The 24,984-nt window shown below is 63.6% G+C and carries 24 protein-coding genes and 1 pseudogene; 4 read left to right on the top strand and 21 right to left on the bottom strand.

What is annotated here, in order from left to right; translation table 11 throughout:
- Positions 1–2: 2 nt before the first annotated feature.
- From trbL to AC6IW9_RS12185, 21 genes are all read right to left on the bottom strand, one after another.
- Positions 3–1,343 carry a P-type conjugative transfer protein TrbL gene (gene trbL / locus AC6IW9_RS12285; RefSeq protein WP_497763823.1) on the bottom strand — a complete coding sequence of 447 codons (1,341 nt, stop codon included), beginning with the start codon at positions 1,341–1,343 and terminating at the stop codon, positions 3–5.
- Complete coding sequence (gene trbK-alt / locus AC6IW9_RS12280; protein WP_497763824.1) at positions 1,340–1,654, bottom strand: putative entry exclusion protein TrbK-alt; 315 nt, start codon at positions 1,652–1,654, stop codon at positions 1,340–1,342. Before trbK-alt ends, trbL begins: the two co-directional genes overlap by 4 nt.
- 9 nt (positions 1,655–1,663) lie before the next feature.
- Positions 1,664–2,407, bottom strand: coding sequence for a P-type conjugative transfer protein TrbJ (trbJ, locus tag AC6IW9_RS12275; protein ID WP_497763825.1), 744 nt, complete (start codon positions 2,405–2,407; stop codon positions 1,664–1,666).
- Positions 2,407–4,842, bottom strand: a complete 2,436-nt coding sequence (gene trbE / locus AC6IW9_RS12270; protein ID WP_497764013.1) for a conjugal transfer protein TrbE — start codon at positions 4,840–4,842, stop codon at positions 2,407–2,409. Before trbE ends, trbJ begins: the two co-directional genes overlap by 1 nt.
- 7 nt (positions 4,843–4,849) lie before the next feature.
- Positions 4,850–5,128, bottom strand: coding sequence for a VirB3 family type IV secretion system protein (locus AC6IW9_RS12265; protein ID WP_497764012.1), 279 nt, complete (start codon positions 5,126–5,128; stop codon positions 4,850–4,852).
- Entirely contained in the window at positions 5,128–5,460 is a 333-nt protein-coding gene (locus tag AC6IW9_RS12260) for a TrbC/VirB2 family type IV secretion system protein (protein ID WP_497764011.1), read from the bottom strand. The genes AC6IW9_RS12265 and AC6IW9_RS12260 overlap by 1 nt, the downstream gene beginning before the upstream one ends.
- On the bottom strand, positions 5,457–6,407 hold the full coding sequence (trbB, locus tag AC6IW9_RS12255; RefSeq protein ID WP_497764010.1) for a P-type conjugative transfer ATPase TrbB: 951 nt from the start codon (positions 6,405–6,407) through the stop codon (positions 5,457–5,459). Before trbB ends, AC6IW9_RS12260 begins: the two co-directional genes overlap by 4 nt.
- Before the next feature lie 185 nt (positions 6,408–6,592).
- Complete coding sequence (locus AC6IW9_RS12250) at positions 6,593–7,033, bottom strand: ribbon-helix-helix domain-containing protein (protein WP_497764009.1); 441 nt, start codon at positions 7,031–7,033, stop codon at positions 6,593–6,595.
- 9 nt (positions 7,034–7,042) lie between these two features.
- A complete protein-coding gene (locus AC6IW9_RS12245; RefSeq protein WP_497764008.1) occupies positions 7,043–9,028 on the bottom strand; it encodes a conjugal transfer protein TraG in 1,986 nt (661 codons plus the stop codon).
- Between the two features lie 146 nt (positions 9,029–9,174).
- Positions 9,175–10,929 (bottom strand): relaxase/mobilization nuclease domain-containing protein, encoded by a 1,755-nt coding sequence (locus AC6IW9_RS12240; protein ID WP_497764007.1) that lies wholly within the window; start codon positions 10,927–10,929, stop codon positions 9,175–9,177.
- 370 nt (positions 10,930–11,299) lie between these two features.
- Positions 11,300–11,827, bottom strand: coding sequence for a lytic transglycosylase domain-containing protein (locus tag AC6IW9_RS12235; protein ID WP_497764006.1), 528 nt, complete (start codon positions 11,825–11,827; stop codon positions 11,300–11,302).
- A 238-nt stretch (positions 11,828–12,065) separates the two neighbouring features.
- Positions 12,066–12,401: a DUF736 domain-containing protein gene (locus AC6IW9_RS12230; protein ID WP_497764005.1), complete on the bottom strand. Its 336-nt coding sequence runs from the start codon at positions 12,399–12,401 to the stop codon at positions 12,066–12,068.
- Between the two features lie 35 nt (positions 12,402–12,436).
- Positions 12,437–12,979 (bottom strand): S26 family signal peptidase, encoded by a 543-nt coding sequence (locus AC6IW9_RS12225; RefSeq protein ID WP_497764004.1) that lies wholly within the window; start codon positions 12,977–12,979, stop codon positions 12,437–12,439.
- Positions 12,976–13,494 carry a DUF2840 domain-containing protein gene (locus AC6IW9_RS12220; protein ID WP_497764003.1) on the bottom strand — a complete coding sequence of 173 codons (519 nt, stop codon included), beginning with the start codon at positions 13,492–13,494 and terminating at the stop codon, positions 12,976–12,978. Before AC6IW9_RS12220 ends, AC6IW9_RS12225 begins: the two co-directional genes overlap by 4 nt.
- Positions 13,491–13,745: a hypothetical protein gene (locus tag AC6IW9_RS12215; RefSeq protein ID WP_497764002.1), complete on the bottom strand. Its 255-nt coding sequence runs from the start codon at positions 13,743–13,745 to the stop codon at positions 13,491–13,493. Before AC6IW9_RS12215 ends, AC6IW9_RS12220 begins: the two co-directional genes overlap by 4 nt.
- A gap of 55 nt (positions 13,746–13,800) precedes the next feature.
- A complete protein-coding gene (parA, locus tag AC6IW9_RS12210; protein WP_497764001.1) occupies positions 13,801–14,439 on the bottom strand; it encodes a ParA family partition ATPase in 639 nt (212 codons plus the stop codon).
- Complete coding sequence (locus tag AC6IW9_RS12205) at positions 14,436–15,602, bottom strand: replication initiator protein A (RefSeq protein ID WP_497764000.1); 1,167 nt, start codon at positions 15,600–15,602, stop codon at positions 14,436–14,438. Before AC6IW9_RS12205 ends, parA begins: the two co-directional genes overlap by 4 nt.
- A 12-nt stretch (positions 15,603–15,614) precedes the next feature.
- A complete protein-coding gene (locus AC6IW9_RS12200) occupies positions 15,615–15,839 on the bottom strand; it encodes a DNA-binding protein (RefSeq protein ID WP_497772512.1) in 225 nt (74 codons plus the stop codon).
- 233 nt (positions 15,840–16,072) lie between these two features.
- A complete protein-coding gene (locus AC6IW9_RS12195; RefSeq protein ID WP_497772511.1) occupies positions 16,073–16,579 on the bottom strand; it encodes a DUF2285 domain-containing protein in 507 nt (168 codons plus the stop codon).
- 22 nt (positions 16,580–16,601) lie between these two features.
- Positions 16,602–16,856, bottom strand: coding sequence for a transcriptional regulator domain-containing protein (locus AC6IW9_RS12190; RefSeq protein ID WP_497763999.1), 255 nt, complete (start codon positions 16,854–16,856; stop codon positions 16,602–16,604).
- Between the two features lie 138 nt (positions 16,857–16,994).
- Positions 16,995–17,258, bottom strand: coding sequence for a DNA -binding domain-containing protein (locus AC6IW9_RS12185; protein ID WP_497763998.1), 264 nt, complete (start codon positions 17,256–17,258; stop codon positions 16,995–16,997).
- 227 nt (positions 17,259–17,485) lie between these two features.
- On the opposite strand from AC6IW9_RS12185, the gene AC6IW9_RS12180 reads away from it, so the two are divergent.
- The 4 genes and pseudogenes from AC6IW9_RS12180 (at position 17,486) to AC6IW9_RS12165 (ending at position 24,941) form a co-directional block, all read left to right on the top strand.
- The gene (locus tag AC6IW9_RS12180) at positions 17,486–17,713 is read left to right on the top strand and encodes a helix-turn-helix domain-containing protein (protein ID WP_497763997.1); all 228 of its coding nucleotides are present in this window, start codon (positions 17,486–17,488) and stop codon (positions 17,711–17,713) included.
- Between the two features lie 7 nt (positions 17,714–17,720).
- Positions 17,721–18,170 (top strand): annotated as a pseudogene (locus AC6IW9_RS12175) (transposase); the annotation flags it as partial.
- A 278-nt stretch (positions 18,171–18,448) separates the two neighbouring features.
- Complete coding sequence (locus tag AC6IW9_RS12170) at positions 18,449–23,461, top strand: AAA domain-containing protein (RefSeq protein ID WP_497763996.1); 5,013 nt, start codon at positions 18,449–18,451, stop codon at positions 23,459–23,461.
- Positions 23,454–24,941 carry a hypothetical protein gene (locus tag AC6IW9_RS12165; protein ID WP_497763995.1) on the top strand — a complete coding sequence of 496 codons (1,488 nt, stop codon included), beginning with the start codon at positions 23,454–23,456 and terminating at the stop codon, positions 24,939–24,941. Before AC6IW9_RS12170 ends, AC6IW9_RS12165 begins: the two co-directional genes overlap by 8 nt.
- Positions 24,942–24,984: the final 43 nt, after the last annotated feature.

Raw genomic sequence — 24,984 nt, 5'->3', positions numbered from 1 at the left:
GTCTATTCCTCTTGTGAGAGATCGACGGAATGGCCGCCGCCGTGGCTGTCGCCGGACTGGATGACATGCGCGGCGGTCGTCGCGCCGTGGCTCGCGAGCTGATTGCGCTTCATGCGCCGCGCCCAGGCGGGCGGCGCATTCCCTGGTGGATCGCCGGTTGCGCCGTCGCCGACTGCGCCTGTGGTCGACGAGCCGCCCGTTGCCGCGAAGGCGGCGCGAGCGCCGGCGGAATAGTTCTCGGCCAGGGAACTCGTCGCCCGGGCGGCCGCGCGGCGGAAGGGAGCCGCTGCGACGGCCCCCGCGGCACGGCTGACGCCGGCGAGTCCGGCGGCGACAGCCGAAGGCCCAGCCTCGCCGGCCGAGCCGAGCGCATAGGCCGACGCCGCTCCGCCGGCGAGCCTCGCGCCGCCACGCGCGGTGGCGGCGGCTCCCGAGGCGGCGGCCGTCGCTCCCCTTCCGGCGAGGCCGAGCGCCGCGCCTCCGACCATTCCGGCGCCCGCGACGGCGACGCCGGTTCCGACCGCCGCGCCGGCGCCGAGCTGCGGAGCGCCGGAGACGAGACCGGTCGCGATGCCGGGACCGAATATGCCGAGTCCGAGCATGGCGAGCGCGGCGAGCACGACGGAGAGCGTCTGCTCGATCGTCGGCTGCTCGCCGCCGTAGCTCGTCGTGAATTGCGAGAAGAGTCCCGAGCCGATTCCGACAATGACGGCGAGCGTCATCACCTTCACTCCCGACGCGACGATGTTGCCGAGCACCTTCTCGGCGAGAAAGGCGGTCTTGTTGAAGAGCGCGAAAGGAATGAGCACGAAGCCGGCGAGCGTCGTCAGCTTGAACTCGATCAGTGTCACGAAAAGCTGCACGGAGAGAATGAAGAAGGCGATGACGATCAGCAGCCAGGAGATCATCAGCACAGCGATCTGAATGAAATTGGCGAAGAAGGACGCAAAGCCCATCATCTGGCTCGCCGCGTCGAGCAGCGGCTGACCGGCGTCGAGACCGACCTGGGCGAGACGGCCGGGCCTCAGGAATTCGGCGGTCGACACCGAAGAGCCGCCGGCCTCGAGGCCAACGGCGGCGAAGCTATTGAAGATTACGCCCGAGAGCCTGTTGAAATTGGTGATGAGGAAGGCGAAGAAGCCGATGTAGAGCGTCTTCCTGACGAGCCTCTGGACCACGTTCTCGTCGGCGCCCCAGGCCCAGAACAGGCCGGCGAGCGTGATGTCGATCGCGATCAGCGTGGAGGAGAGATAGGCGACGTCGCCCTTCAGCAGGCCGAAGCCGGAATCGATATAGGTCGTGAAAGTGTTCAGGAAGGAATCGATGACGCCGACATTGTTCATGGCGCGACGCCTTTCGATATAGCTGCGGCCGGCGCGGCCGTGGGAGGCGTCGGCCGCGCCGGCCTGCCGAAGAAGCGGCGGCGGTTCTCCGTCCAGACCGCCTCGCAGCGCTGGTCTTCGGCATCCTGGAGTTCGAGCGCGCCGCAGCGGCGCAACTCGGCGGAAAGATCGTCTGGTTCATTGGCAAAGGCGACGCCGGTGTCAGGGACGACTGGCGCAGGCGCATCGAGGTCGATTGCCGAGAGCGTCGCGACCAATGTGGCGATCAGAATGAGGATCGCGCCGGCGCGCCATATGTCCCATCGTCCCATCGGCGCGCCTCAATTGCCGTGGAACATGGTGACATTGCCCGGCTCATAGCCGGAATGCGTCGAAAAGCGGCGATATTGCTCCTGTCCCTGCGACTCGGTCGCCGTGATGCGCGATTGTTCGAGCGCATCGGCGCGGCTCTTCGCCGCGACCACGGCGACGAGATCGGAGAGCTGCTGCGATTGCAGCGCGAGCAGCTGATTGCCGGCCTGCGCCGCCTGCAGCACGCCCGTCGCCGTCTGGCTGGCGGAGGTCAGCGAAGACATGGCGGAGCCGTTGCTCGAGATGTTGCCGACGACGCCGGCCTGGACCTTCAAGGAATCCTCGAAGGCCGCGACCGAATTGCGCCAACGCGTCTGCGCGGTGCCGATCAGGCCCGAGCTGGAGGCGCTGGTCGACGCCGAACCATAGGTCGTCGCGAAGACGGATTCGATCTGCTGGACATCGAAGGCGATGTGCTGCGCCTGGGACAGCAGCGATTGCGTCTTCTGAATCGTCGTCTGGAGCTGGCTCAGCGTCGAGAGCGGCAGGCTCGCGAGATTGCGCGCCTGATTGGTCAGCATCTGCGCCTCATTGGCGAGGCTCTGGATCTGATTGTTGATCTGCTGCAGCTCGCGCGCGGCGGTGAGCACATTCTGCGAGAAATTGCTCGGATCGTAGACGACGATCTGCGCGGGCGTCGGATCGGCGACGAGCGAGAGGGATAGAGCCGCGGCGCAAAACAGGGCAGCGTGGCGAAGAGACCGAGCGGCCATCAGGAGAACTCCAGATTGGTGAGGTCGGGGATGAGATCGGCGGCCCATTCGAGGCCGCGCTCGATCAGCCAGGCACGCAGAAATCCATCCGGCCCATGCTCGGCGAGAATGCGCTCGATCGCGGCGTGATCGGCTTTGGAGGAAGCGGCGCAAAAGGCGAGGCCGATCGGTCCGAGCCCCAAGTCGAACAGGCGATTGCCTTGTCGCGATTGGCAATAATAGTCGCGCTTGGGCGTCGCGCGGGCGATGATCTCGATCTGGCGATTGTTGAGGCTGAAGCGGCGATAGATCGCGGTGATCTGCGGCTCGATCGCCCGTTCGTTCGGGAGGAGGATGCGGGTCGGACAGCTCTCGATGATCGCCGGCGCGATCGGGCTATTGTCGATGTCGGAGAGCGACTGCGTGGCGAAGACGACGGAAGCGTTCTTCTTCCGCAAGGTCTTCAGCCATTCGCGCAGCTGACGCGCGAAAGCGGGATCGTCGAGCACGAGCCAACCCTCGTCGATGACGAGCAAGGTCGGCCTTCCGTCGAGGCGCTGCTCGAGGCGGTGGAAGAGATAGGTGAGGACGGCCGCGGCGGCGCCCGCGCCGATGAGTCCTTCCGTTTCGAAGGCCTGGAAGTTGGAATAGCCGAGGCGCTCCTCTTCGGCGTCGAGCAGCCGCCCGAACGGACCGCCGACGCAATAGGGCTGAAGCGCCTGCTTCAGGGCCGTCGATTGGAGCAGGACGGCGAGGCCAGTGAGCGTGCGTTCACCGGGCGGCGACGAGGCGAGCGAGGTAAGCGCTGACCAGATATGCTCTTTGGCTGTCGGGTCGATGGCGGCGCCTTCCTTGGCGAGGATCGCGGCTGCCCATTCCGCCGCCCAGGCGCGCTCGGCCGCGTCGTTGACGCGGGCGAGCGGCTGCAGCGACACGCTGTCCTCGGAGCCGGCCGACAGGCCGCCGCCGAGATCGTGCCAATCGCCGCCGCAGGCGAGCGCCGCCGCGCGGATCGAGCCGCCGAAATCGAAGGCGAAGATTTGCGCGCGCGCATAGCGACGAAACTGCATCGCCATCAGCGACAGCAGCACCGATTTTCCGGCGCCGGTCGGACCGACGATCAGCGTATGGCCGACGTCGCCGACATGGAGCGAGAAACGGAACGGCGTCGAGCCCTCGGTCTTGCCGAAGAGCAAGGGAGAGCCACGAAGATGCTCGTCTCTGTCAGCTCCCGCCCAGACGGCGGAGAGCGGAATCATATGGGCGAGATTGAGCGTCGAGATCGGCGGCTGGCGGACATTGGCGTAGGCGTGACCGGGAAGAGAGCCGAGCCAGGCTTCGACCGCATTCACGCCTTCCGCTATGCAGGTGAAATCGCGGCCCTGGATCGCCTTCTCGACGAGACGCAGCCTTTCGGTTGCGATCGCCGGGTCGTCGTCCCAGACGGCGACGGTGGCGGTCACATAGGCTTCGCCGACATCATCGGCGCCGAGCTCTTGCAGCGCGACATCGGCGTCGGCGGCCTTGTTCGCCGCATCGGAATCGACGAGGGTCGATGCCTCGTTGGTCATCACCTCCTTGATGATCGTGGCGACAGATTTGCGCTTGGCGAACCACTGCCGCCGGATCTTGGTCAGCAGCCGAACGGCTTCCGTCTTGTCGAGCAAGATGGCGCGCGTCGACCAGCGATAAGGAAAGGCGAGACGATTGAGCTCATCCAGAATGCCGGGGTGGGTCACGCTCGGAAAGCCGACGATGGTCAGAATGCGCAGATGCGCGTTTCCGAGCCGTGGCTCCAGGCCGCCTGTGAGCGGCTCGTCGGCGAGCAGAGCGTCGAGATGCATCGGCGTTTCCGGGACACGGACGCGCTGCCGGCGCGTCGAGATCGTCGAATGCAGAAAGGTCAGCGTCTCGCCGTCGTCGAGCCATTCGGCCTCGGGCATGAAGCTCTCGACCAATTGCAGCACGCGGTTCGTGCGATCGATGAAGCCGCGCAGCAGCTCCCACGGATCGACGCCGTCCTGGGCGCGGCCTTCGTAGAGCCAGCTCTCGGCGCGCGACGCATCTTCCTCCGGCGGCAGCCAGAGGAGCGTGAAAAAGTATCGGCTCTCGAAATGCGCGCCCGCCTCCTCGAAGGCGTTCTGTCGCTCGAGATCGACGAGCGCGGAAGCCGCGTCGGGAAAGCGGTCGTGCGGATAATGCTGCGCCGGCGCCCGATCGGCTTCGACGAAAATGGCCCAGCCGGAGCCGAGACGTCGCAGCGCATTGTTGAGGCGTGCGGTCACGCCGACGAGCTCGGCCGGCGTCGCGCTGTCGAGATCGGGTCCTCGGAAGCGCGCGGTGCGCTGAAACGAGCCGTCCTTGTTCAGGACCACGCCCGCGGCGACGAGGGCGGCCCAGGGCAGGAAGTCCGCGAGGCTCGTCGGGCGGCTACGATATTCGGCGAGGTTCAGCATGGCGGCCTCACACACCGAGATAAGCGGGATAGTGCAGGTGTCGGCGCACGACCTCGACGAATTGCGGATCGCGTTTCGCCGCCCAGACCGCGGCGCTGTGGCTGACAGCCCAGAACAGCGCGCCGGGAAGCCAGAGGCGGAGTCCGAGCGCGATGGCCGCGGCGAGCGTGCCATTGGCGATGGCGACCGCCCGCGGCGCGCCGCCGAGCAGGATCGGATCGGTCAGCGCCCGATGCACGGGAACGAAAAAGCTGGGGACGTCCTCGGCGCTGTTGAACCCGCTCATCAGATCAGCGCTCCGCCGGAGAAGGAGAAGAAGGAGAGGAAGAAGGAGCTGGCGGCGAAAGCGATCGAGAGGCCGAAGACGATCTGGATCAGACGGCGGAAGCCGCCCGAGGTGTCGCCGAAGGCGAGCGTGAGGCCGGTCACCGTGATGATGATGACCGAGATGATCTTGGCGACCGGGCCCTGGATGGACTCCAAAATCTGATTGAGCGGCGTCTCCCAGGGCATCGACGAGCCCGAGGCTAGGGCCGTCGTAGCCGAGAACAGAGAGAAGACGCCGACTGTGACAAGGCGAGCGACACGTCGGCGAACGGGATGATGACGGCGGATCATGATTGGTCTCCTGCGAAATAGGATTCGCCAAGCGTCGTGACGGCGCCCAGACGGTAGTCGCCGGTGGAGGGATCGAGGCCGGCGACGGTCGTGAGCTCGGCGAGGCGCCGCTCATTCCCGCGGCCCCACAGGACCGCGATGAGATCGATCGTTTCGGCGATCAGCGCCCGCGGCACGGTGATCACGGCTTCCTGGACGAGCTGTTCGAGACGCCGCAGCGCCCCGAGCGCCGTGCCGGCGTGAATGGTGCCAATGCCGCCGGGATGTCCGGTGCCCCAGGCCTTCAGCAGGTCGAGGGCTTCCGCGCCGCGGACCTCGCCGATCGGGATTCGGTCTGGGCGTAGCCGAAGCGACGAGCGCACGAGATCGGCGAGCGAAGCAACGCCGTCCTTGGTGCGCAAGGCGACGAGGTTCGGCGCTCGGCATTGCAGCTCGCGCGTATCCTCGATCAGCACGACACGGTCGGATGTGTGCGCGATCTCGGCGAGCAGCGCGTTGGCGAGCGTCGTCTTGCCGGTCGACGTGCCGCCGGCGACCAGTATGTTCTTGCGGTCCGCGACGGCCTTTCGCAGAATGTCGGCCTGACCGAACGTCATGACGCCGGCGATGGAATAGTCGTCGAGCGTGAAGACAGCGACGGCCGGTTTGCGGATCGCAAAGGCAGGCGCTGCCACGACGGGAGGAAGAAGGCCTTCGAACCTCTCCCCCGTCTCGGGCAGTTCTGCCGACACTCGCGGCGAGCCTGGATGAACCTCGGCGCCGACATGATGGGCGACGAGGCGCACGATGCGCTCGCCGTCGGCCGCTGACATCTTGCTGCCGCTGTCCTCCAGACCGGTCGACAATCTGTCGATCCAGAGCCGGCCGTCGGGATTGAGCATCACTTCGACGACGGACGGATCTTCGAGAAAGCTCGCGACCGCTGGTCCGAGCGCGGTGCGCAGCATACGCGCGCCGCGCGCATGAGCCTGCGAATGGAGAAGAGAAGCCGCCAAATCCGCCCCCGCTTCAGTCGATCGCGGTAGGGCGAACGGCTGCGGGGATGATTAGAAAAGGCAAGGAACCGGAGTAATCAACAAGGGTCTGGTCGTCGTAGCAGCCCATCGTAGGCCAGCGAAAAAATACTTGCTTCCTATTCGCGCGAGTTGGCGGTCTCGTCGGCTCGTTCGGTGCGGAGCATGTCTTTCGGAATCTCGTCGAGCAGCGTCCGCCCCTGATTAAGTCGCCGCCCCAGCGCCTCGATGAAGCCCTCGTAGCGCTCGCGCCCTTTCACCTGGGCGGCCGCTTGCGCCTCTGGCGGCAAGGGAGGCGTGACGGTCAGCCAGAACCGAACGAACAGTGCGAGCGCTTCGGTCGTGAGGCCACTGTTGCGTTCGAGGCGTTGAACTTGACGGGTCAGTCTGTCGAGCCGGCGTGTGAAAGCGGCCTCCATCCGATCCGCGCCGTCCGGCGAAAGGAATGACGCGACGGCGGCCTCGACGATGGCGGAGCGCGTCAGACGCTTTTGCGCGGCGAGCTCGTTGATCCTCGCGATCATCTCGACGGGAAGCGAGACATTGAGGCGGTCGCGCATCATAATTTCCTACAGATCGAGGCCGTCGGCCGGGTCCATCGCGCCTTGGCACGCGAGGCCGCCTATGCGCTGGCGGACAATCTCTTGCCGGCGCGCGGCCTGCTCGGGCGTATCGTCGATGATGGCGAATTCGTTTCTGTCCCGACGCGATGGCGTCGTCTCCTTCACGATCGCCACATGATCGGGGAGCTCCGGCTCGCGCCTCAACCCGCCATTGGCCTCGTCCTCTGCTGTCGACCGCGCGAGGAGATCGGTTGCCGGGCGTTGGACCGGGAGAGCCGACCAGTCGTCTGGTCGGGGCGCGTGAGGCGTGTCTTTCGGCGGCGGCAAAATCCGCTCGACGAAGCGGCTATCCTCATAATAGCGCGCCTTCTTCGCCCGGATCGGATGCAGGCCCGACATCATGACGATCTCGTCGGAAGGCGGAAGCTGCATGATCTCGCCGGGGGTGAGCAGCGGGCGCGCCGTCTCGGAGCGCGACACCATCAAATGACCGAGCCAGGGCGAAAGTCGATGCCCGGCATAGTTCTTCATCGCCTTCATCTCGGTCGCGGCGCCGAGCGCGTCGCTCACCCGCTTCGCCGTGCGCTCGTCATTGGTCGCGAAGGACACGCGCACATGGCAATTATCGAGGACGGAATTATTCGCCCCATAGGCCTTCTCGATCTGGTTCAGCGATTGCGCGATCAGGAAACTCTTCAGCCCGTAGCCCGCCATGAACGCCAGGGCGCTTTCGAAGAAGTCGAGCCGTCCGAGCGCCGGGAATTCGTCGAGCATGAGCAGCATTCGATGGCGGCGGCCCGTCGGGCGCAATTCCTCGGTCAGGCGTCGTCCGATCTGATTGAGCACGAGTCGGATCAGCGGCTTGGTGCGGCTGATGTCGGAGGGCGGCACCACGAGGTAGAGCGTGGCCGGACGTGGCTCGGAGACGAGATCGGCGATCCGCCAGTCGCATTGGCGGGTCACTCTCGCCACGACCGGATCGCGATACAATCCGAGGAACGACATGGCGGTGCTGAGGACGCCCGAACGCTCATTGTCGGATTTGTTGAGAAGCTCGCGCGCGGCCGATGCGACGACGGGATGTGGGCCGGCCTCGCCGAGATGGCGCGTGGTCATCATCGCTAGCAAGGTCGTCTCGATTGGCCGGTTCGGATCGGAGAGGAAGGCGGCGACGCCGGCGAGCGTCTTGTCGGCTTCGGCGTAGAGGACGTGGAGGATGGCGCCGACCAGCAGGGAATGGCTGGTCTTCTCCCAATGGTTCCGGCGCTCGAGCGATCCTTCCGGGTCGACGAGAACGTCGGCAACGTTCTGCACGTCGCGGACTTCCCACTCGCCCTTGCGCACTTCGAGCAGGGGATTGTAGGCGGCAGAGGCGCCGTTGGTCGGATCGAACAGCATGGCGCGGCCATGCCGCGCGCGAAAGCCAGCGGTGAGCTGCCAGTTCTCGCCCTTGATGTCGTGGACGATGGCGGAACCCGGCCAGGTGAGCAGCGTCGGCACCACCAGCCCTACGCCTTTTCCGGAGCGCGTCGGGGCGAAGCAGAGGACATGCTCCGGTCCGTCGTGCCGCAGATATGAGCCCTCATGCTGACCGAGCACGACGCCGTCGGGATCGAGCAGGCCGGCGGCCTTCATTTCGCCGGGCCGCGCCCAGCGGGCGGAGCCATAGGTCTCGGCGTCGTCGGCCTCGCGGGCGCGCCAAATCGACATGGCGATCGCCGCCGCGATCGAGAGTGGCCCGGCCGAGGCTGCGATATAGCCGCCTTCGACGAAGATCGCGGGCGCATAGGCGTCGAAGGCGTACCACCACCACCACCAGAAGAAGGCGGGCGGCGGATAGAAGGGGAAATGGGCGAGCTCGAACCAGGGATGTCCGAGCTGCGGCTGGAAGCCGAGGCGCCAGGCGGTCCATTCAGTCGCCGCCCATATCGTCGTCAGCACGATGAGCGATACGACGAGGATCTGGCCCCAGAGAATCCTGGTCGCGGACATGGACGCCTCCATTCGAATAGAGCGAGGCGTCGAGACAAAATACGCGGTTCGAGCGGGTTCAAGCGTGTTCGCGTCGCGATCGCAGCGTGGCGAACCGAGACGAAAAAATACTGGCGCGTGAACCGGCGATCGACGCTGGTCGATCGTCATAAGCCCAATCCACGCTTTCGACCGATGCTCCATTCGATGCCGCCATCGTCTCGCGCTGTCCCGGCGACATGCTGGCCGAGCTTTTTCTCGAGCGTCGGCGACCAGGGCACGAGCTGAAAGCCGAGACCGTCGTCGATCATGGCGAAGCGCCCGGAGGCGAGCATGAGGCGCTGGCGATAAACGCCGGAGATCTGATTGCCGGCCGCGGCCTGTGTGCGCGGAAGGCCAGTCTCGGCCGAGAGCTTCGTGGCGGCGTCATTCAGCTCGCGGCCGCGCAGCGTCGCGAGCAGGTCGCGCTGGAAAATGACTTGGCCCCCTCGGCGCTGAGCCAGTCCATCGGCGATGAGATGCTCGGCGCGCGCCTTCATGGCATCGCGGACCTCGCCGCCGAATCCGCCCATCGCCAATGGCGTCGGCGTGCGCTCGATGAGGCGGTGATCGAGCCAGGTCGCCCCCGACGCGCCGATCTGGCGATCGAGATCGAAGTCCGAGCGCGTCGCCAGGACGAGCGTCGGCTTCGGATCGTCGGCGCCGCCGAAGCGCCGCACCTCGACGACGCCGCCGATCGGCGGAGCATGATCGAACGCCTCGACGCCGCGGAAGCGGACGTGATGGGCGCGGCCGTCGGTCCCGTCGATCACGGCATAGACTTCTCCGCTCAGCTCGTCGTGCAGTCCCTTGTCGACCAGCCGCCCGACGATCGGCGACTCCCAAGGCGCAGCATCGATGGCATAATCACCGACGCCGCGGTCCTGGCCGCGCTCGGTGAAGGCGCGGTGCATGGTCTTGATGATGTCGCCGCGAATTCCGAGGTCGCGCAGCGTTCCTTCGGCTTCCAGTCCGATCATCCATCGGCCGGGACCGACGGAGGCGGCGAGACCCATTCGTTCGAGCTTCTGCGCGCGGCCGACCATCAGGCGGCGCAATTCAGGATCGTCTGGACCAGGATTCGCTGGGCGCAGATCGACCAGACCCGTTTCGTCGGCGGCGAAGCGGATGGCGGCGTCAAGCCGCGTCCAGCGATCGGCGTCGACCTCGCGCACGAGCGCCGAGCGGATCGCATGTTCGGGGCGTGGGCCGAGTTCAACGGCGACGAGGTCTTCCGCGCGCGATCGCAGGCCACGGCTGATATAGTCGCGGGCGATGACGAGATCGCCGCCTACCTCGTCGACGCCGCGCACCAGCAGATGGACATGCGGATTGTCGGTGTTCCAGTGATCGACGGCGACCCAGTCGAGCTTCGTTCCGAGGTCGGCCTCCATCCGGCCGGCGAGATCGCGAGTGAACGCTTTGAGGTCGGTCATCTCGCCGGCGTCCTCGGGCGAGACGATGAAGCGGAAATGATGTCGGTCTTCTTCGCATCGCTCGGCAAAGGCGCGATCGTCGGCGCGGTCGCTGGCCGCGTCGAACATCACGCCTTTCTCTGCGTCGCGGCTGACGCCCTCGCGGTTCAGATAGGAAAAATGTGCGGACAGCGGCACCGATCGAAAGCTGCGGCCCTTGTGGCGAACGACGCGCGCCTTGACGACGACGCGGCGGCCAGGATCGAAGAGGCGGGCGCGGCCGAAGGCGGCGCGCCCGCGCCCGAAGCCCGAGCCGGCGGCAGAGGATCGCGCGCCGTTCTGCGGCATCGCAGGGCCGGCCTTGCGCGCGGCTTTCAGAACCTGAGCGACGAAGCTCTTCGGCTTCGGCCCCCGGGTCGAGCGGACGTGGCCCGGCCGGATGCGGAAATCGTTCTCCTCCCGGCTCATCGGAGCGCCTCGCCGAGGCGAACGGCAGACGCCAGAACGCAGTGTGCAAGCCGAAGCCTTGTAACTCCACGAGGATTTGCCGAAACCTGCCAACGACCGACCGGCCTGCCCGACGAAAGGCGAGTCGCGATAGCGACTTGTCTGCCGGCGTGGCAGGCGCTTTTATCTCGCCTTAGCCCGGTCGTGTTCTGCGCTGATTTGCTTTCCGCGGTTCTCGCTTCGCCATATTGCACTCGGAAACGTTGGAGTGCGAAGTGGTGACAAACCGCGCTCGCAATGGGTCTGCACGCGTTCTGCGCCGAGGAAATGGCGGCGCGGAGGGCCCTCAGTGCGCGAATGTCGGCAGTCCGACCGCAACCGCGATGTTGGTTCATTGCGCGTGCTCCGTCGACGAGAGCGCGACGAACAGGCCGTCGGAGCGAGGCGCGATGGCGGACAGATCGCGCGTGGAAGCGATAACGTCCGTGTCTGCCGAGGGACGATTGGCGGTGTGTGTGCTGTCGTTCTGCTCGACGAACAGCGGCGCCTTCGTCCAGCGCGACGGACCGGATACCTCGCGAATGGTGGATCGAGCGCTGTCGTTTCCTTCGATAAAAGGGAGGAGCGACGTGACATAGGCGACGGTCTCGGATGGCAATGAACGGCGCCCGTCGCGATAATCCTCGTAGCGGCGCGGTCCCGCATTATAGGCCGCGAGAAAGCCCGGCGAGCCGTAGCGCTCATACAGCTCGCGGAGATAGGCCGTGCCGGCGAGAATGTTGTCGTGCGGGTCGAACGGATCGCCGGCAAGAGCGTAACGGGCGCGCAGCTCCGTCCAGGTGTCGGGCATGATCTGCATGAGTCCCACCGCACCCTTGGGCGAGACGGCATCTCGCTCGCCGTGGCTTTCGAACTTCATGACGGCCCGGATCCATGCCGCGGGAATGCCGAAGCGACGCGCCGCCTCTGCGACATGGATGGCATAGGTATCGCCATCCGTCGGGCGCTCGATCGGCGCTGCCTCTGCAGGCAGCACTCCGCCCAGTGTGCAGGTCGGGGCGAGGCCGATAAGAAGGACGAGCGTGAATCGCGCGCGCGTGCAGGCACGGTTTGGGCGGTCCGATTTGCGCATGAGCGGGAGTGCGGGACGCATGTTGTCAGTCCCGCTCGTTGCGCTGTTGAAATCGGGTCCAGTGCAGAATCCAGCTCGACTTGTCTTCGTTCGACTGGAACAGATTGGCGCGGATCGGCTGCGCCAGGGCAGGATCGTCGAGGAGCAGCGAGACGTAGTCGCCGGCCTTCTCGCCGACGCGTTTCCATGCCGCTCCGATCTCTGGTCCTTCGTCGTTGCCGAGCAGGATGCGGTAGTCCGGCGCGTTCTCCGCGCCGCCATGGTCGGAGGGAACGAGAACGATCTGGGCGCCGAGCCACAGCGTGTGGATGGAGCCAGAATAGCCTAACTTGGTGCGGGTGAATCGACCGATCTGCGTCATCGGAACTCTCCATGATTGGTAAAGTCCTGTGGGTGTCAGTCGACCGCGGCGCGCCAGATGAAGCGCCCGTCGCCTTCTTCGTCGGTCCAGATCGGAACCGCGCGAGCGACGATCGACGTGACGGGGAATGGACCGAAGTAACGGCCGTCGAGGCTGTCCTGGACGGTCGGATTCATGAGAAAGACCTCGTCGGGCCGAAGCGTCCGGCAGCCGCTCCAACTCGGCAGCGGACGGCCGAGACGATCACGATCTCGCGCTGCGCCAACGTCGACGCCATCGACAGTGACGACGGGGCCGGCGCGGCATATGGTCTGTCCCGGGAGCGCCAAGACATGCTTCAAGAGCAGCGCGCCCTTCGGCAGGAAGCCGCCGTCGGCGAGGAAGCTCGCGATGGGCTCCGGTGGCCGGACCGCGACCAGTTCCAAGGTGCGGAGGCGAGCAGGTCGCAGCTCATAGAGTCCCGTCGGCGTGCTCGCGGTGGCGTTCCAGATGAGCCATGGGGTGACAGGAACGAAGGACTGGCCTCCGATCAGCAGCACAGAGGAGAGCGTCGCCGTGACATAGCCGAGGCGGATCATGGCGCGACGCTCCGGCGCTTCAGCCACGCGTCATGCTGCGCGCGCGTGTAGGCGCGCGGCTCGTCGCCGACGGCCAGACGGTTGTGCAAATGCCGCCAATAGTCCGGCGACGCGTCGGCCGGATCGACGTCGATCGCCTCTATGGCGTCGATCGCCTGGAGCGCTCGTTCGACCCTCGGCCAGGCGTCGACGCGTAGCAGTATCTCGCCGCCGAGCCGCACGAAAGGAAGCGTCTGATAGCGCTCTCCGGCTCCGACGGCGCGCACGACGTCGATCCGCGAAATCACCGTGCCGTAGTCATTTGACGCCCATCGGACGAAGCAGAAGATGCTGCCGGGGGCAAAGCTGGCGATGCGGCGTCGGCGATCGATAATCTTGTCGGCGGCGCGATGGCCGAAGCGAATCCGGAACTCGATCTTCTTCTCGATCCAGGTCAGCTCGACATGGGTGAGAGGCGCAGCGCTGGGATGCCGTGGCATTTCGACGCGAGCGGATTGTGGCTCGTTGTCGTTCATGATGTCTCTCCAGGATCGTCGGGGAATTCGCGCGCGAGCAGGTCGCGCAGCATGTCGGCGACGGTGACGCCGCGCCGAAAGGCGGCAATCTTGATGCGGCCGCGGAGCGCTGACGTGATGTCGATCGTCAGGCGTGCGCTGAAAGCGCTGGAGTCATTCGCGCGTCGGGCGGGAGCGTCGGCCGATCTGATCCAGCCCTCGGCGTCGCCGGGACGCGCCGCGAATCCGCGCTTTGCAGGGCGCTCGCTCATGCGGCGCGTCCGTCAACAACTGACGAGGGATCGTGCACCACGTTCGCGAAGATCGTCATGGCGCGATCCTCCCGACCTCTGCGACGAGCGCGACGATCTCACGCGCGGCGGGCGTGTCGTCGGCGAGCTCTGAGACGAGACGGCCGGTCTGCGCCGCGTCGGCGAAGGCGATGCGCTGACCGATGGTGGCGGAGAGCGCCGGCGGATCATGATCGGCGAGCGTTTCGACCGTTTCGCGCGCGATGACGGTGCGCGCGGCGTAGCGATTCAGGACGAAGCGGGCGGCGAGCTGCGGGCGATAGATGCGCGCCTCGCCGAGCAGAGCCAGCATCTCGGCAGACGCCCAGCCGTCGAAGGGCGACGGCTGCACCGGGATCAGCGCTAGATCGGCGGCGAGCAGCGCCGAGCGCATCAATCCGGCGACGCGCGGCGGACCATCGATGACGAGATGGTCGACGCCGCGCGCCAGCTCGGGCGCCTCACGGTGGAGCGTGTCGCGCGGCAGGCCGACGACGGTGAACAGCCGCGCGAGGTTCTCACGCGCCCTCTGCTGTGACCAGTCCAGCGCCGAGCCCTGAGGATCGGCGTCGATCAGCGTGACGCGCTTTCCCTGCCGAGCCCATTCGCCGGCGAGATGCAAAGCGAGCGTCGTCTTGCCGACGCCGCCCTTTTGGTTGAGTAGCGCGACGATCATGACGCGCCTCCTTCCCTTTCGCCGAAGGGAACAGGCGCTTCGAAAGTCGCATCGTCCGTAAAGCCGGATTTACGGAAAGTCGTATCAGGTGTAGTCTTTTCAGACGGAAGTTTCGGTGTGCGGGAATGCTCCGATGAGTTTTCCACATTCGCCGGGCGCAAACAAAAGTTAGAGTCTATGTTAGATTCCAAGTTAGCAGCGCGGATTTTTCCTTCAGGCCATAGGGTTAGCTGGCCTTCGCGTTCCCGAAGTCCCGATAGGGCTGCTCCCGAAATCCCGATACCATGTGTTCCCGAAGTCCCGAGCGTTTCCACAGGCTTATCCACAGGGGCTGTGGATAAGTCGATCGGCAGGATGCGAAGCAGCTCGCGCCGACCTTCGCGCTCGATCCGTAGGCGATAACCGGGGAGCGGTTGCCGGTGGACGATGAGTCGGATGTCGAAGGCGAAACTTCTGAGCGTCGCGAGGCTGCCGGATTTTTGATGCAGATGCGGGATGTCGAAGGTCCAGCCCAACCTCTGCCGACCGGCGTGCTTGCGGGCGACGCGATAGAGCCAGCGCTCGACGCCGCCCGTCAGCCGGAAATAAGCTGGGTCGATGGCGAGCACGAGCGAGCGGTCGACGACGCCGCGGTAGAACCATTCCGGGAGAACGAATTCCATGCCTTCGACGCGGCCGTCGCGCGTCACGCACTCCTCCCATTCGTTGATCCAGGAGAACTGGCTTCGACGCCAATGCTCGCCGTTGCGAATGGTGGTGCAGACGGCCGTCGATTGCAGGCGGGTGAGCGCGCCTTTCAGCAGCTTGTAGTCACGAGCGCCGGTCGCCCGTCCGACGGCCTTGAGGAGCTGATAGGGCGTGAAGCGCAGGAAGCGGGAGGTCGTGAGGCCCTGGTTCTCGGCCTCGACGATCTGGCTCGCCGCCCAGATGAGCACGTCGGCGTCCCATATGGTCGCCATGCCATGCTCGGGCATGGCGAAGACTTCCACGCGCGCGCCGGCCGCCTCGTAGAGGATCGGCGTCGTGCGCTTCGCCTTGGCGAGCGAGAAGAACGGCCGCTCCATGAGATCGCGCTGATCGCGGGGTGATGCGTCCCCCGTCGCGATGACGAAGGGGTGGAGCCGGCTTCGCTCGCTCGAGATGACGGGGAGGCGGCGCGACATGGCGGCGTCGCCTCAGCGGTGGGAGTTCAGGCGGGCGATGCGCACGCCGGCATCGACGCGGACGGCGTCGCGCGCTTCGACATATTGCGGATCGGACGTGGAGCGGCAGGCGGCCCCATCGGCCCAGGCCTGCAGATCCTCGATCGCATAGACGACGCGCCCGCCGAGCTTGCGGAACGTCGGGCCGGCGCCGTGACATCGGTATTTTTCGAGCGTGCGCGCGGAGAGGCTGAGCATTCGCGCGGCTTCATGCGTCCGGACGAAGCGCGTGGCGCCCTCGGGTGATTTGTCGCGCAAGAGACGCCTCCGTAGCGGTGAGGTGCGCCGCAGGGAGGTCGCGACGCTTCGAGATCACCGTGGCGGAGAAGAGAAGCGCAGGGGGAGGACGAAGTTTTGAGGCCGGTCCGTGTCCCCCCTTCCGCGAGGCGCACGCTGGGATGTCCTAGGAAACGGAGAATGCGGAAGGTTCATCAGCCGCCGCGCAGCAGCCGCTTGTAGCCGCCGTTCATCAGTGCCATGGAATCATGGATGAGACGGTTCGCCTTGCGGCGCGTCGCCGAACTCTTCCACTCGAGCGCGGGAAGCGTAGCGTCCTCGGCGTCGATCAGGGCCGCGGCGATGTCGCGTGGCCCCGCGCCGCCGAGTCGGAAATCCAGCGCGTGCAGCAACAGGATGAGACGCGCGCGTCGCTGCGCGGTCAATTGCAGCGCGCGAGGAAGCGGCCCTGCGGCGCCACCCTGAAGGCGGCGGACGAATCGCGACGCGACTTCGAGCCGGATTTCGAGCGACGCGTCGAGCGGCAAGATGATCGCGGGACGGCGCGGCGCGCCTTCGTTCATCCAGACATGAAACTCGCCTCGGGCGTCGCTGATTACGACTCGCCTGTCCCCCTCATCGGACCTGTCGGCGACGACCTTGCCGAAGGCGGTCGGATCGAAGGTCCCATCCGCCGTGAAGCGGGGCGGCGCCGAAGCGATGATCAGCGTAGCGGGGTCGACCTCAGGGAGCCAGAGCGCTGGCTCCCTTCCTGCCGGCGATTCCGGGTCGTGGGCGAAACTGCAACCCCCAGCGACGCGCGAGGGTCGAAAGGGCGGTCGCTTCGTCGACGGCGCCGCGTTCGATCCGTCTCAGCGTCTCACGATAATCCTGGCGATATTCCGGATTCCGGCGCAGGAATTCGAGCGCGAAACCGGAAGGGTCCAGGTCGTTCAATTGCTTGACGGAATCAGGAGATTTCCAAAAATTCGTTGGCATGAAGCGCTCCTCGGCTTGGCCTCGTAGCTCGAGCGGCGACTTCGACGATTCCGGAATGGCAGAACCAAAACTAGCCCAAAGGGTTGCATCGCGTGCCGCGAGCGCCCGTGACCTTTTTATGGCAGGCGGGAAGAGAGACTATTGCGCGCGCGTGCCCAAAAGCTGCCGATAGCCGGCTGCGGACATCCATCTCGTTCTGGCCAAATGGCTTTCATGGATGATCTTCGCCCGTCCCGGCTCGCGCTCCGAATCGATCCCGAAAATCACCGCGACGACCTCGCGCCAATCGGCGCGTTCTTCGTCGGCGTCCAGCAGTCGCAGGTAGGTCGCGAGGTGGCGCTGGTCGTAGGCGTTCACATGCTCGGTGAGCGGCGGACGATCTTCGAAGGCTGGCGCGCTCATTGCGGAACTGCCTGTCGCTCTATGCCGGCGAATTCATGGCGAGACAGCGGGATTATATCCCAGGATTGGTTGGGGTTCTATTCCGACAGTGATGCAATCGGCGCATCGCGTTGTTCGCTGGGGTGGAAGACCCACCGGATCGGCGGAGGCCAAACGTAGCATGGTTGCCGACGAATCGGAATGTTCGTTCCTGGAATGAACGTTCTTGACTCGGCTTCCATGCCACGATGGAAATCGAGGAGGTCATAGCGACGAATGTGCGTCGCCTGCGTAACGCCAGGAAATGGACGCAGGAAGCGCTCGCCGAGAAGGCGCAGCTGAGTTCTCGCTATGTCGGTGCGATCGAGCGCGCCAATGTGTCGGCTAGGGTGAGTATTATAGGTCGGATCGCTGACGCATTCGGCGTCGAGCCCGCCGATCTTCTCAAGCGAAGCAAGCCGAAAGCTCGCGGTTGATCTCGTCTGGCATCCGGGCGAACTTTGTCCGCGCGTCGGCTTCATCGTCACCAACATGGTGCGCCGCGCCGAGCGCGTCGTCGGTTTCTACAACAAGCGCGGGACGTGCGAGCAATACATCAAGGAAGGCAAGGGCGCGATCAAATGGACACGGCTGTCATGCCGGTCTTTCGCCGCCAACGCCGCGCGCCTTTAGCTTCATGCGCTCGCCTACAATCTCGGCAATTTCCTGCGCACGCTGGCGACGCCGGAGCCGATCAAGGAATGGTCGCTGACGACGATCAAGGAAAAGCTGATAAAAATCGGCGCGAAGGTAGTGAGCCACGCCCGCCACGTCGCCGTTCAAATCGCGGAGGCCGCGGTTCCGAAAACCCTGCTCGCGGAGATTCTTCAAATGATCGCCGAACTTCGGCCGCCGCCGATCGCATTCAACGGCGTAGCGTGTTCGCGTGTCTGATTGAAAACGACCGGAAAGATGCGTCCCGATGAACGGAAACTCGACAATTTCCGCCGCTCGGCGTGGCATTCGCCGAGCCGCAGCCCCGTTCACGCGGCTTGCCGGCGCTATGGGCTTGCCGAAACCCATCAGTCGGGTCAGGATAGGCTCAAAATCGTAGTTCATCCGGCGAATGTCGGCTAAGGGCGTGTTTACTTGAGTTCGTTAGTTTGACGTGGTGTCCATCGAACCGAGAGTAGGATGTTCATGATTGTTAGTAGAGCTTATGGGCCGGGCTTATGAAGATCACCAATGCCGGTCGTGGCGTTCACAAACGAGAGATCAAGGGCATCGACCAATTACGGAAACTGCCAGACGACTGGTATGCATTCACGAATTTGGACTTGGTACTTGGGGTCGGAAAAGCTCGCGAGGTCGACCTCGTCATTGTCTCGAACCGCCGCATTTTCCTAATCGATCTAAAAGATTGGCACGGAAAAATCGCGAGTGTGGACGGTCGATGGCACCTCAACGGCGTCGATAAAGATCTTTCGCCCGTCGCAAAGATCAACGGGATTGTGCACGACCTACATCCGCTGCTGAAGCAAGCGCTGCGTCGTCAGCCAGAGACAAAGGGGCTTCCTGTCCCGTGGTTAGTAGGTTTGGTGGTCCTAACGGGTCAGGCGGATCGTCGTGACATAGCCGAAACCGAGAGAGCGAAGGTCATTACCACGACCGAGTTCCTAAGCTTCTTGAAAGACGATCGCAGCGAGAGAGAAGCTTTCGGAAACGTCCCTACTGAATTTCTGTCCCGGCCTCTCACCGACCCATTTTGGAGGCAATACTTATTTAGTTTTTTCAACGCAGGTCCTGCCTCGCCGTTTAAGCCGGGGCGCCGGCGATTCGAACGTTTTACTGCGGACGATGCACCGACCTTCACGCACCCAAAGAACATTTACTGCGAATACGATGCAGAGGAAGAAGGCAATAAAAACAATCTTGGCACCTTACGCCTATGGGATTTTACAAAATGCCAGGATACCCGGTTCCAAAATGAAGAAGGACGGCTCGAAATCGCAGGGCGCGAACACCTTATCTACCACTGGCTGAAAGATCGCAGCAGCGAAACAGAACAAATACTTCTGCCGCCCAAGGTAGACGACCCTGAAAAGGGAGTTTATTACTGGGAGGTCTATGACCGCCGACGTCGATTACAGCGGCTAGCTGTATTCGCCACGACAGAAGCAAAGCGTCTTGCGCCAAGCGAAAAGATTGAGCTTGCGCGTCAAATCCTGGCTTCTGCGGCGAGCCTCCATACTCAGGGTGTAGCCCATCTCGACCTCGGCAGTCACAGTATCTGGCTGGAGACGCCGACGACCGCCAAGTTCTCGCATCTTATGGCTGCTCGTTTCCCAGAGATGAAATCGCTGGGAGAATCGCGCTACCAATTTCTCGCGAGCGTCGACGTACCCGAGGACCATCTGAACGTCGATCACGGCCCAAAATGCCGCGACGTGTTTCTCATTGCAGTCGCTATTCATCAGCTGTTGTTTGGGAAAATACCCGACGACAGCCCTCCGGAATGGAACTCGAACGTTGACGTCAAAGGCGTCTTCCAGCTGCTGCATGACTGGTTCTCCGAAGCGCTGGAGATTGACGGCGCGCGTCGGTTTCCCGACGCCATCACAGCTCTGCGCGCCTTCAACCAAGCCACAGCCCAGCGCCCAACACCGCAGGAAGTCATCACCGGACTTGAACGTCATCGCAGCTCGACCAAGTCGATTCGACAACTAATGTCGGCCTATCCCGAGAAAGGGAATCTCATTGTCGAGAACGACCAAGTCGAGATCTGGCAAAGCCAGAGCGGTGATGAACCGGTGGTCGTCAAGCTATGGAAACAAGCCTCATGGGGCGATACAGCGCGCGAAGGTGCGGCTATCCTGGCCTTCCTGGAAAAAGCGGCCGCCGCCAAAGCCGATCGCCCAGCAGGCCTGCCAACCGTGCGGGAAATATTATGGCTGGGCGATGCAATCGCCCTCGTCCAAGACTGGATCGCCGGTCCGACCTTGACCGAGGTCCTCACCAATACACCAGACACCTTCCGTTTGCCCACGGACGCCCTGACGTTCGCTGAGAGCCTGATCCTTACCGTGGAGGCGCTTCACGCGTCCGGCCAGGGACACGGCGATATCAAGCCGGACAACATCGTAATAACGGCAAATTCCATTCCCGTCCTCATCGACGCGATTGATTTTTCGCCGCACTCCGATGGTGAGCGCCTCTCATCGGCTTACGCTCCGCCGTCCGGAGGCCTTTTTGAACGCGATCGCTTTGCCGTTACAAAGATTGCGGAAGAAGTGGTGGCTCACGCGGAGCTCAGTGAACAGGATAGCCTTGCTATCGCCAAGGCTGTAGTTACCTGTCGTGAAAAGGAGCCATGTCTCTCTACGTTGCTACCGCTTCTGGACGCGATCGAGGCTGCTCTGGCCAAGACCCTAACCTCGGAAGCAACTCTAGAGGCCGATGCGCTAATCGCATTTACGGTCAGTGTTGTCGGGGTGACCATTGGTCCGATCGACCCTGATGAAGGCTACATCTTCCTGCGCGTTCGCAACGATACTGCGCGCGGCACGCTCTCGCTGATTCTCCGGGGCGCCTTCGAGGAACTCGAGGTGCGGCTGGACAATCGCGGACAGATGATTTCCGCCTGGCGGCGGAAACTGGAGCAGCGTCAAATCAAACGCAACTCCGCCCATGAATTCCACATGATCAAGGCCAGCCTAACGGTGGCCAGCAGCGTCGTAACGGACCTGTCCAACCTGGCACCGCTACTCGCGCTGCCCGAAGTTAAGGCGCGAATCGATTCCGAACGCGCCGGCGCACTTCCTGCGACATCTGATCCAGAGGATCAGTCCGACATCAGGGTCGCTGAAGAGATCGCCGAGGACAAGCTCGCAGAAGAGATCGCCGCGAGCCCGGTCGTTGCACCAGCGTCCATCGACGTCCCGACCCTATGGCGCGCGCTGGTCGATGTTGAAAACGAACTTACGATCGAAGGTATCGCGCAGCTCGACAGTGTATTCGATCGCGCGTCCAATCGTCAAAAAGTGCCCATCGAACTGGAAAGCGGCGCTTTCGAGTTCGCGCGTCATGATACGGTCGGCGTTGAACGACAGGACAGAAAGGGAAGATGGCGGCGAATCGGGCAGCTAGATCTCCAGGCTTCGCGCTCTGACATCGTCGTCATAGACGCCAGCGATACCAACGCCGGCCGCCAGTCGCGGCTTATCGATGCTGGTCAACGCCTGCGTTTCTGGAGCCATCTGGAAAAACAAAGCCTGAAGCGCAGAACCGACGCAGTGGATCGGATTTTGGCGGGCAACGGACGATCACGCGATCTTCTCGGCGTATTCGACCCCCGCACTCAAATGGTACCACATACTGTCGCCCATCAACCTGGCCCCGACACTTTGGACAAGTATGAACTAAATGACGATCAAAAGGCCGCCTTCCGCCGCATCGTTTCAAACAGACCGGTCGGCATGTTGCAGGGTCCGCCCGGGACTGGCAAGACACGCTTCATCGCGGCGCTTGCCCACTACGCTCTTACAGAAGGGCTCGCGCGCAACGTATTGCTGGCGAGCCAGTCTCACGAGGCTGTAAACACGGCGGCAGAAGCAGTGCTTACCCTGTTTCGCAACGGCGGAACGCAGCCAAGTCTGCTGCGTATCGGCAGGGATGAAAACCAAGTTTCCCTACCGCTGCGCGCATATCACACGCCCAAGGTCGAACAGGCGTTCAAAGATCGATTCCGCGCTTCCTTCCGCGACAGACTGGCGGAGATTGCGCGCGCCCTTGGACTCCCAGAGACTGCGGCGGACGAGATTACCGCAATCGAAACAACCGTCCGGCCGCTGACGGAAAAGATCGCTGAACTGGTTCAGCAGGCGGACAACGACCAGCAACGCCTGCATAGCCTCCTCGATACATTGCGGCAGCATCTGGAAATACTTGAGATCGCGGACCTGCTTGAGGAAGACGCCGAACGAGAATGGCTCTCTTTTCCTGATGACGTCGCCCAAGCGATCATGCGCCGCCATGCAAACGCGGCCGGCGCCGGCGCCGACCGCATCAGCCGACTCTATCGCGCCGCAAACATAGGCCGCGATTTTGTCGGCAGCGTTTCGCGGACACAACGCAGCTTTGAAAGCTTCCTTGCCGGCACGCGACAGATCGTCGCCGGCACATGCGTCGGCCTCGGCCGCACGTCGCTTGGCATCACAACCACCGCCTTTGATCTCGTGATCATCGACGAGGCCGCGCGCTGTACTGCAAGCGAACTGCTGGTGCCCTTACAGGCGGCGCGGTGGGCGGTGCTCGTCGGCGATCACGCCCAGCTAGAGCCTCAACATAAGGCCGAAGTTGTAAAAGAGGTCGCCAAGCGTACCGGTATCTCGAAACGCGAAATCAAGCGCAGCGATTTCGAACGGGTGTTCACCACGCCTTATGGTCGAGCCGCGGGTGCGCGGCTCAAAACACAGTACCGGATGCTTGCCCCAATTGGGCAGGTCGTCTCCGAGGCGTTTTATCGCGATCTGCGCTTAGAACCCGGACGCGAAGCCCCGGAAATCGAGCCCGCTTTGCTTCCTCCAGGCCTCGATATTCCCTTGTTATGGGTCGAGACCGACGGCATGGGCGAGGCTGCAGCGGAGCGCCCGGAAGATAACGGCAACAGTCGCATCAATCGCGCCGAAGCTGACGCAATCGTCGCGATGCTGGAGGATTGGCACGGACACGACCCGTTCCGAAACTGGCTCACTACACAGCAGAAACATCCCGCAGGTATTGGCGTGATTTGCATGTATGCGGCTCAGCGCGACCTGATCCGCAGGAAAATCCTCCAATCTGCGCTCGCTTACCTTCTCGATCGCCATCTTAAGGTGGGAACGGTGGATAGCTATCAGGGCAAGGAGAACCCGATCATCCTTCTGTCTCTGGTGAGGAACAACGAAGAAGGGCCGATGGAGGACGGTGTGCAACGCGTGCGCGAAGGATTCCTAAACATACCAAACCGGATCAACGTAGCGGCCAGTCGCGCGATGGACCGCTTGGTGGTCGTGGGCCTGCGTGGGCGCTGGTCGCCGCATGGGCCGATGGGACGGATGACCAAGGCGTTTGAAAGCCAAGTTGCGAAGGGTACAGCGCGCGTGCTCGACGCCCAGGAAATCATCGGACGCACAGTGGCGCCCAAAACCGACGAAGCCGGCAGCCGTAAGCGGAAAACGCGCGCCGACGGAGATTCGCATGGCTAATCAAGCGCGGCCGATATTACGCCTGAAGGGACATGAACTTGTCTCAGCCGACGAAGACCGCAAGGTTGAAATCGGCGTATTTGACGTGCTCCTGCCGTGCCGAAGATACGAGGTGGCTTACAAGGTCGCAATTCTCGGCAAAGTCAGCCAGAGCCTCGAGTTCCTCCTGCGGCTCGTGAAGGCCGTGCCGGGGATCGCGGAAGAGTCCGCTGCGGCGTTCTTCGGTTACGCGCAAACAGAGATCGGCTATGTCCTTAACGAGGCGACAGGCCCAGGCTTCGTGGAGCGCCGGGACAGCCGCCTTTACCTTACCTCAGCGGGCGAAGCGCTTTTCCATGACGGCGCTGACGATCCGGCCATTTTCAGCGTCGAGGCGCGCCTTCGCGATTTTGGATTTGACCTGCTTGCTATTGCGCCGCAGTCACCTCGCTCTCTCGATACTGTGGAGCAAGCTCTTCCCGAAATTCCCATCATGGACGCGGCAGCAACCGCAAAAGTGGCGGACCGCGTGTTCGAGCGCTTTGGCCGATTTTTCCACGAGTTGTCCGAACGCCGCGACAAAGAGCAAACCCAGCAGCGAGACCTGTATTCGGTAGACCGCGTAATCCCCAAGGACCGTTTCCAGGTACCGATGCGCATACGAACCTTTGCGCAGGCATCCGCCCCGAGCCTTCCCGAAGTCGACCTGAATTCGTGGCGCGACGAGCATGAGATGGCCGACCGCCCGCATATCGAGAGTGCGGCGGCAAAAATGGTCGATGACCTCAGGATCAATGCCAGTCAGGTTAATGCACCACTCGCCTACGACCTTCTTACCGAGTTGGCACCCGATTTTCTAAAGGAGTTTGTCATACGCAGTGGCCTAAATGTGAACCGCTACTGGCGAGAGGCGGTGGGCCGGGCCGGTGAGCCGCGCGCAGACCGTAAGACAGTCCCCGTCGTTGGCCCGCTCTACAGCGAAAGCAACGCCAAACGGCTGATCGATGTCGTGGACTACGGATTGCGGAGCAGCGCTAAGCCGCCGGAGTTCGTCCTATCCGTTGCTCCGCAGACCGGGCTTTGGGGAGCGACCACGCAACAGCGGGACACGCTTTCCTATCTACGCCAAAGGATCGCGGCAGCAGCTCCCTCGAGCGCGGTCGAGATTGCGACGGTGTGCCTATTTACCGGCAAAGTCGGATGGTACATCGAAAAGACTTTCGACGCGGTTCAACTTGCCGACACCAGCGATATACCCGCGGCGCTGGAGCTTCTTGTCATCCCAAACGTCGCGGCCGCGGCTCTGGTCCATGCGCCAATCGGCGCTTCGTTCGGGTACGCTGTCCCGTTGGGATGGGCATCGTTCGACAGCGCGATCGTCACGCGCACACAGGCGTTCGTGTCCGATCGCCTAAGGGATTTCGTCAGTGATGGTGATTTGCGGAGCCGGCTTGAAGAAGCCCTACGAGCCGAACGGATGACTAACTCAGAGGACGACTGACGTGTATCCCTCCGCCGTGGGCCGCGTTTTCAAATCGGGGGAA

It is taken from the genome of Methylosinus sp. shoA, assembly GCF_059718125.1.
Note: the sequence above shows the minus strand (reverse complement) of the source record. Positions and strands in the feature narration are given on the sequence as shown.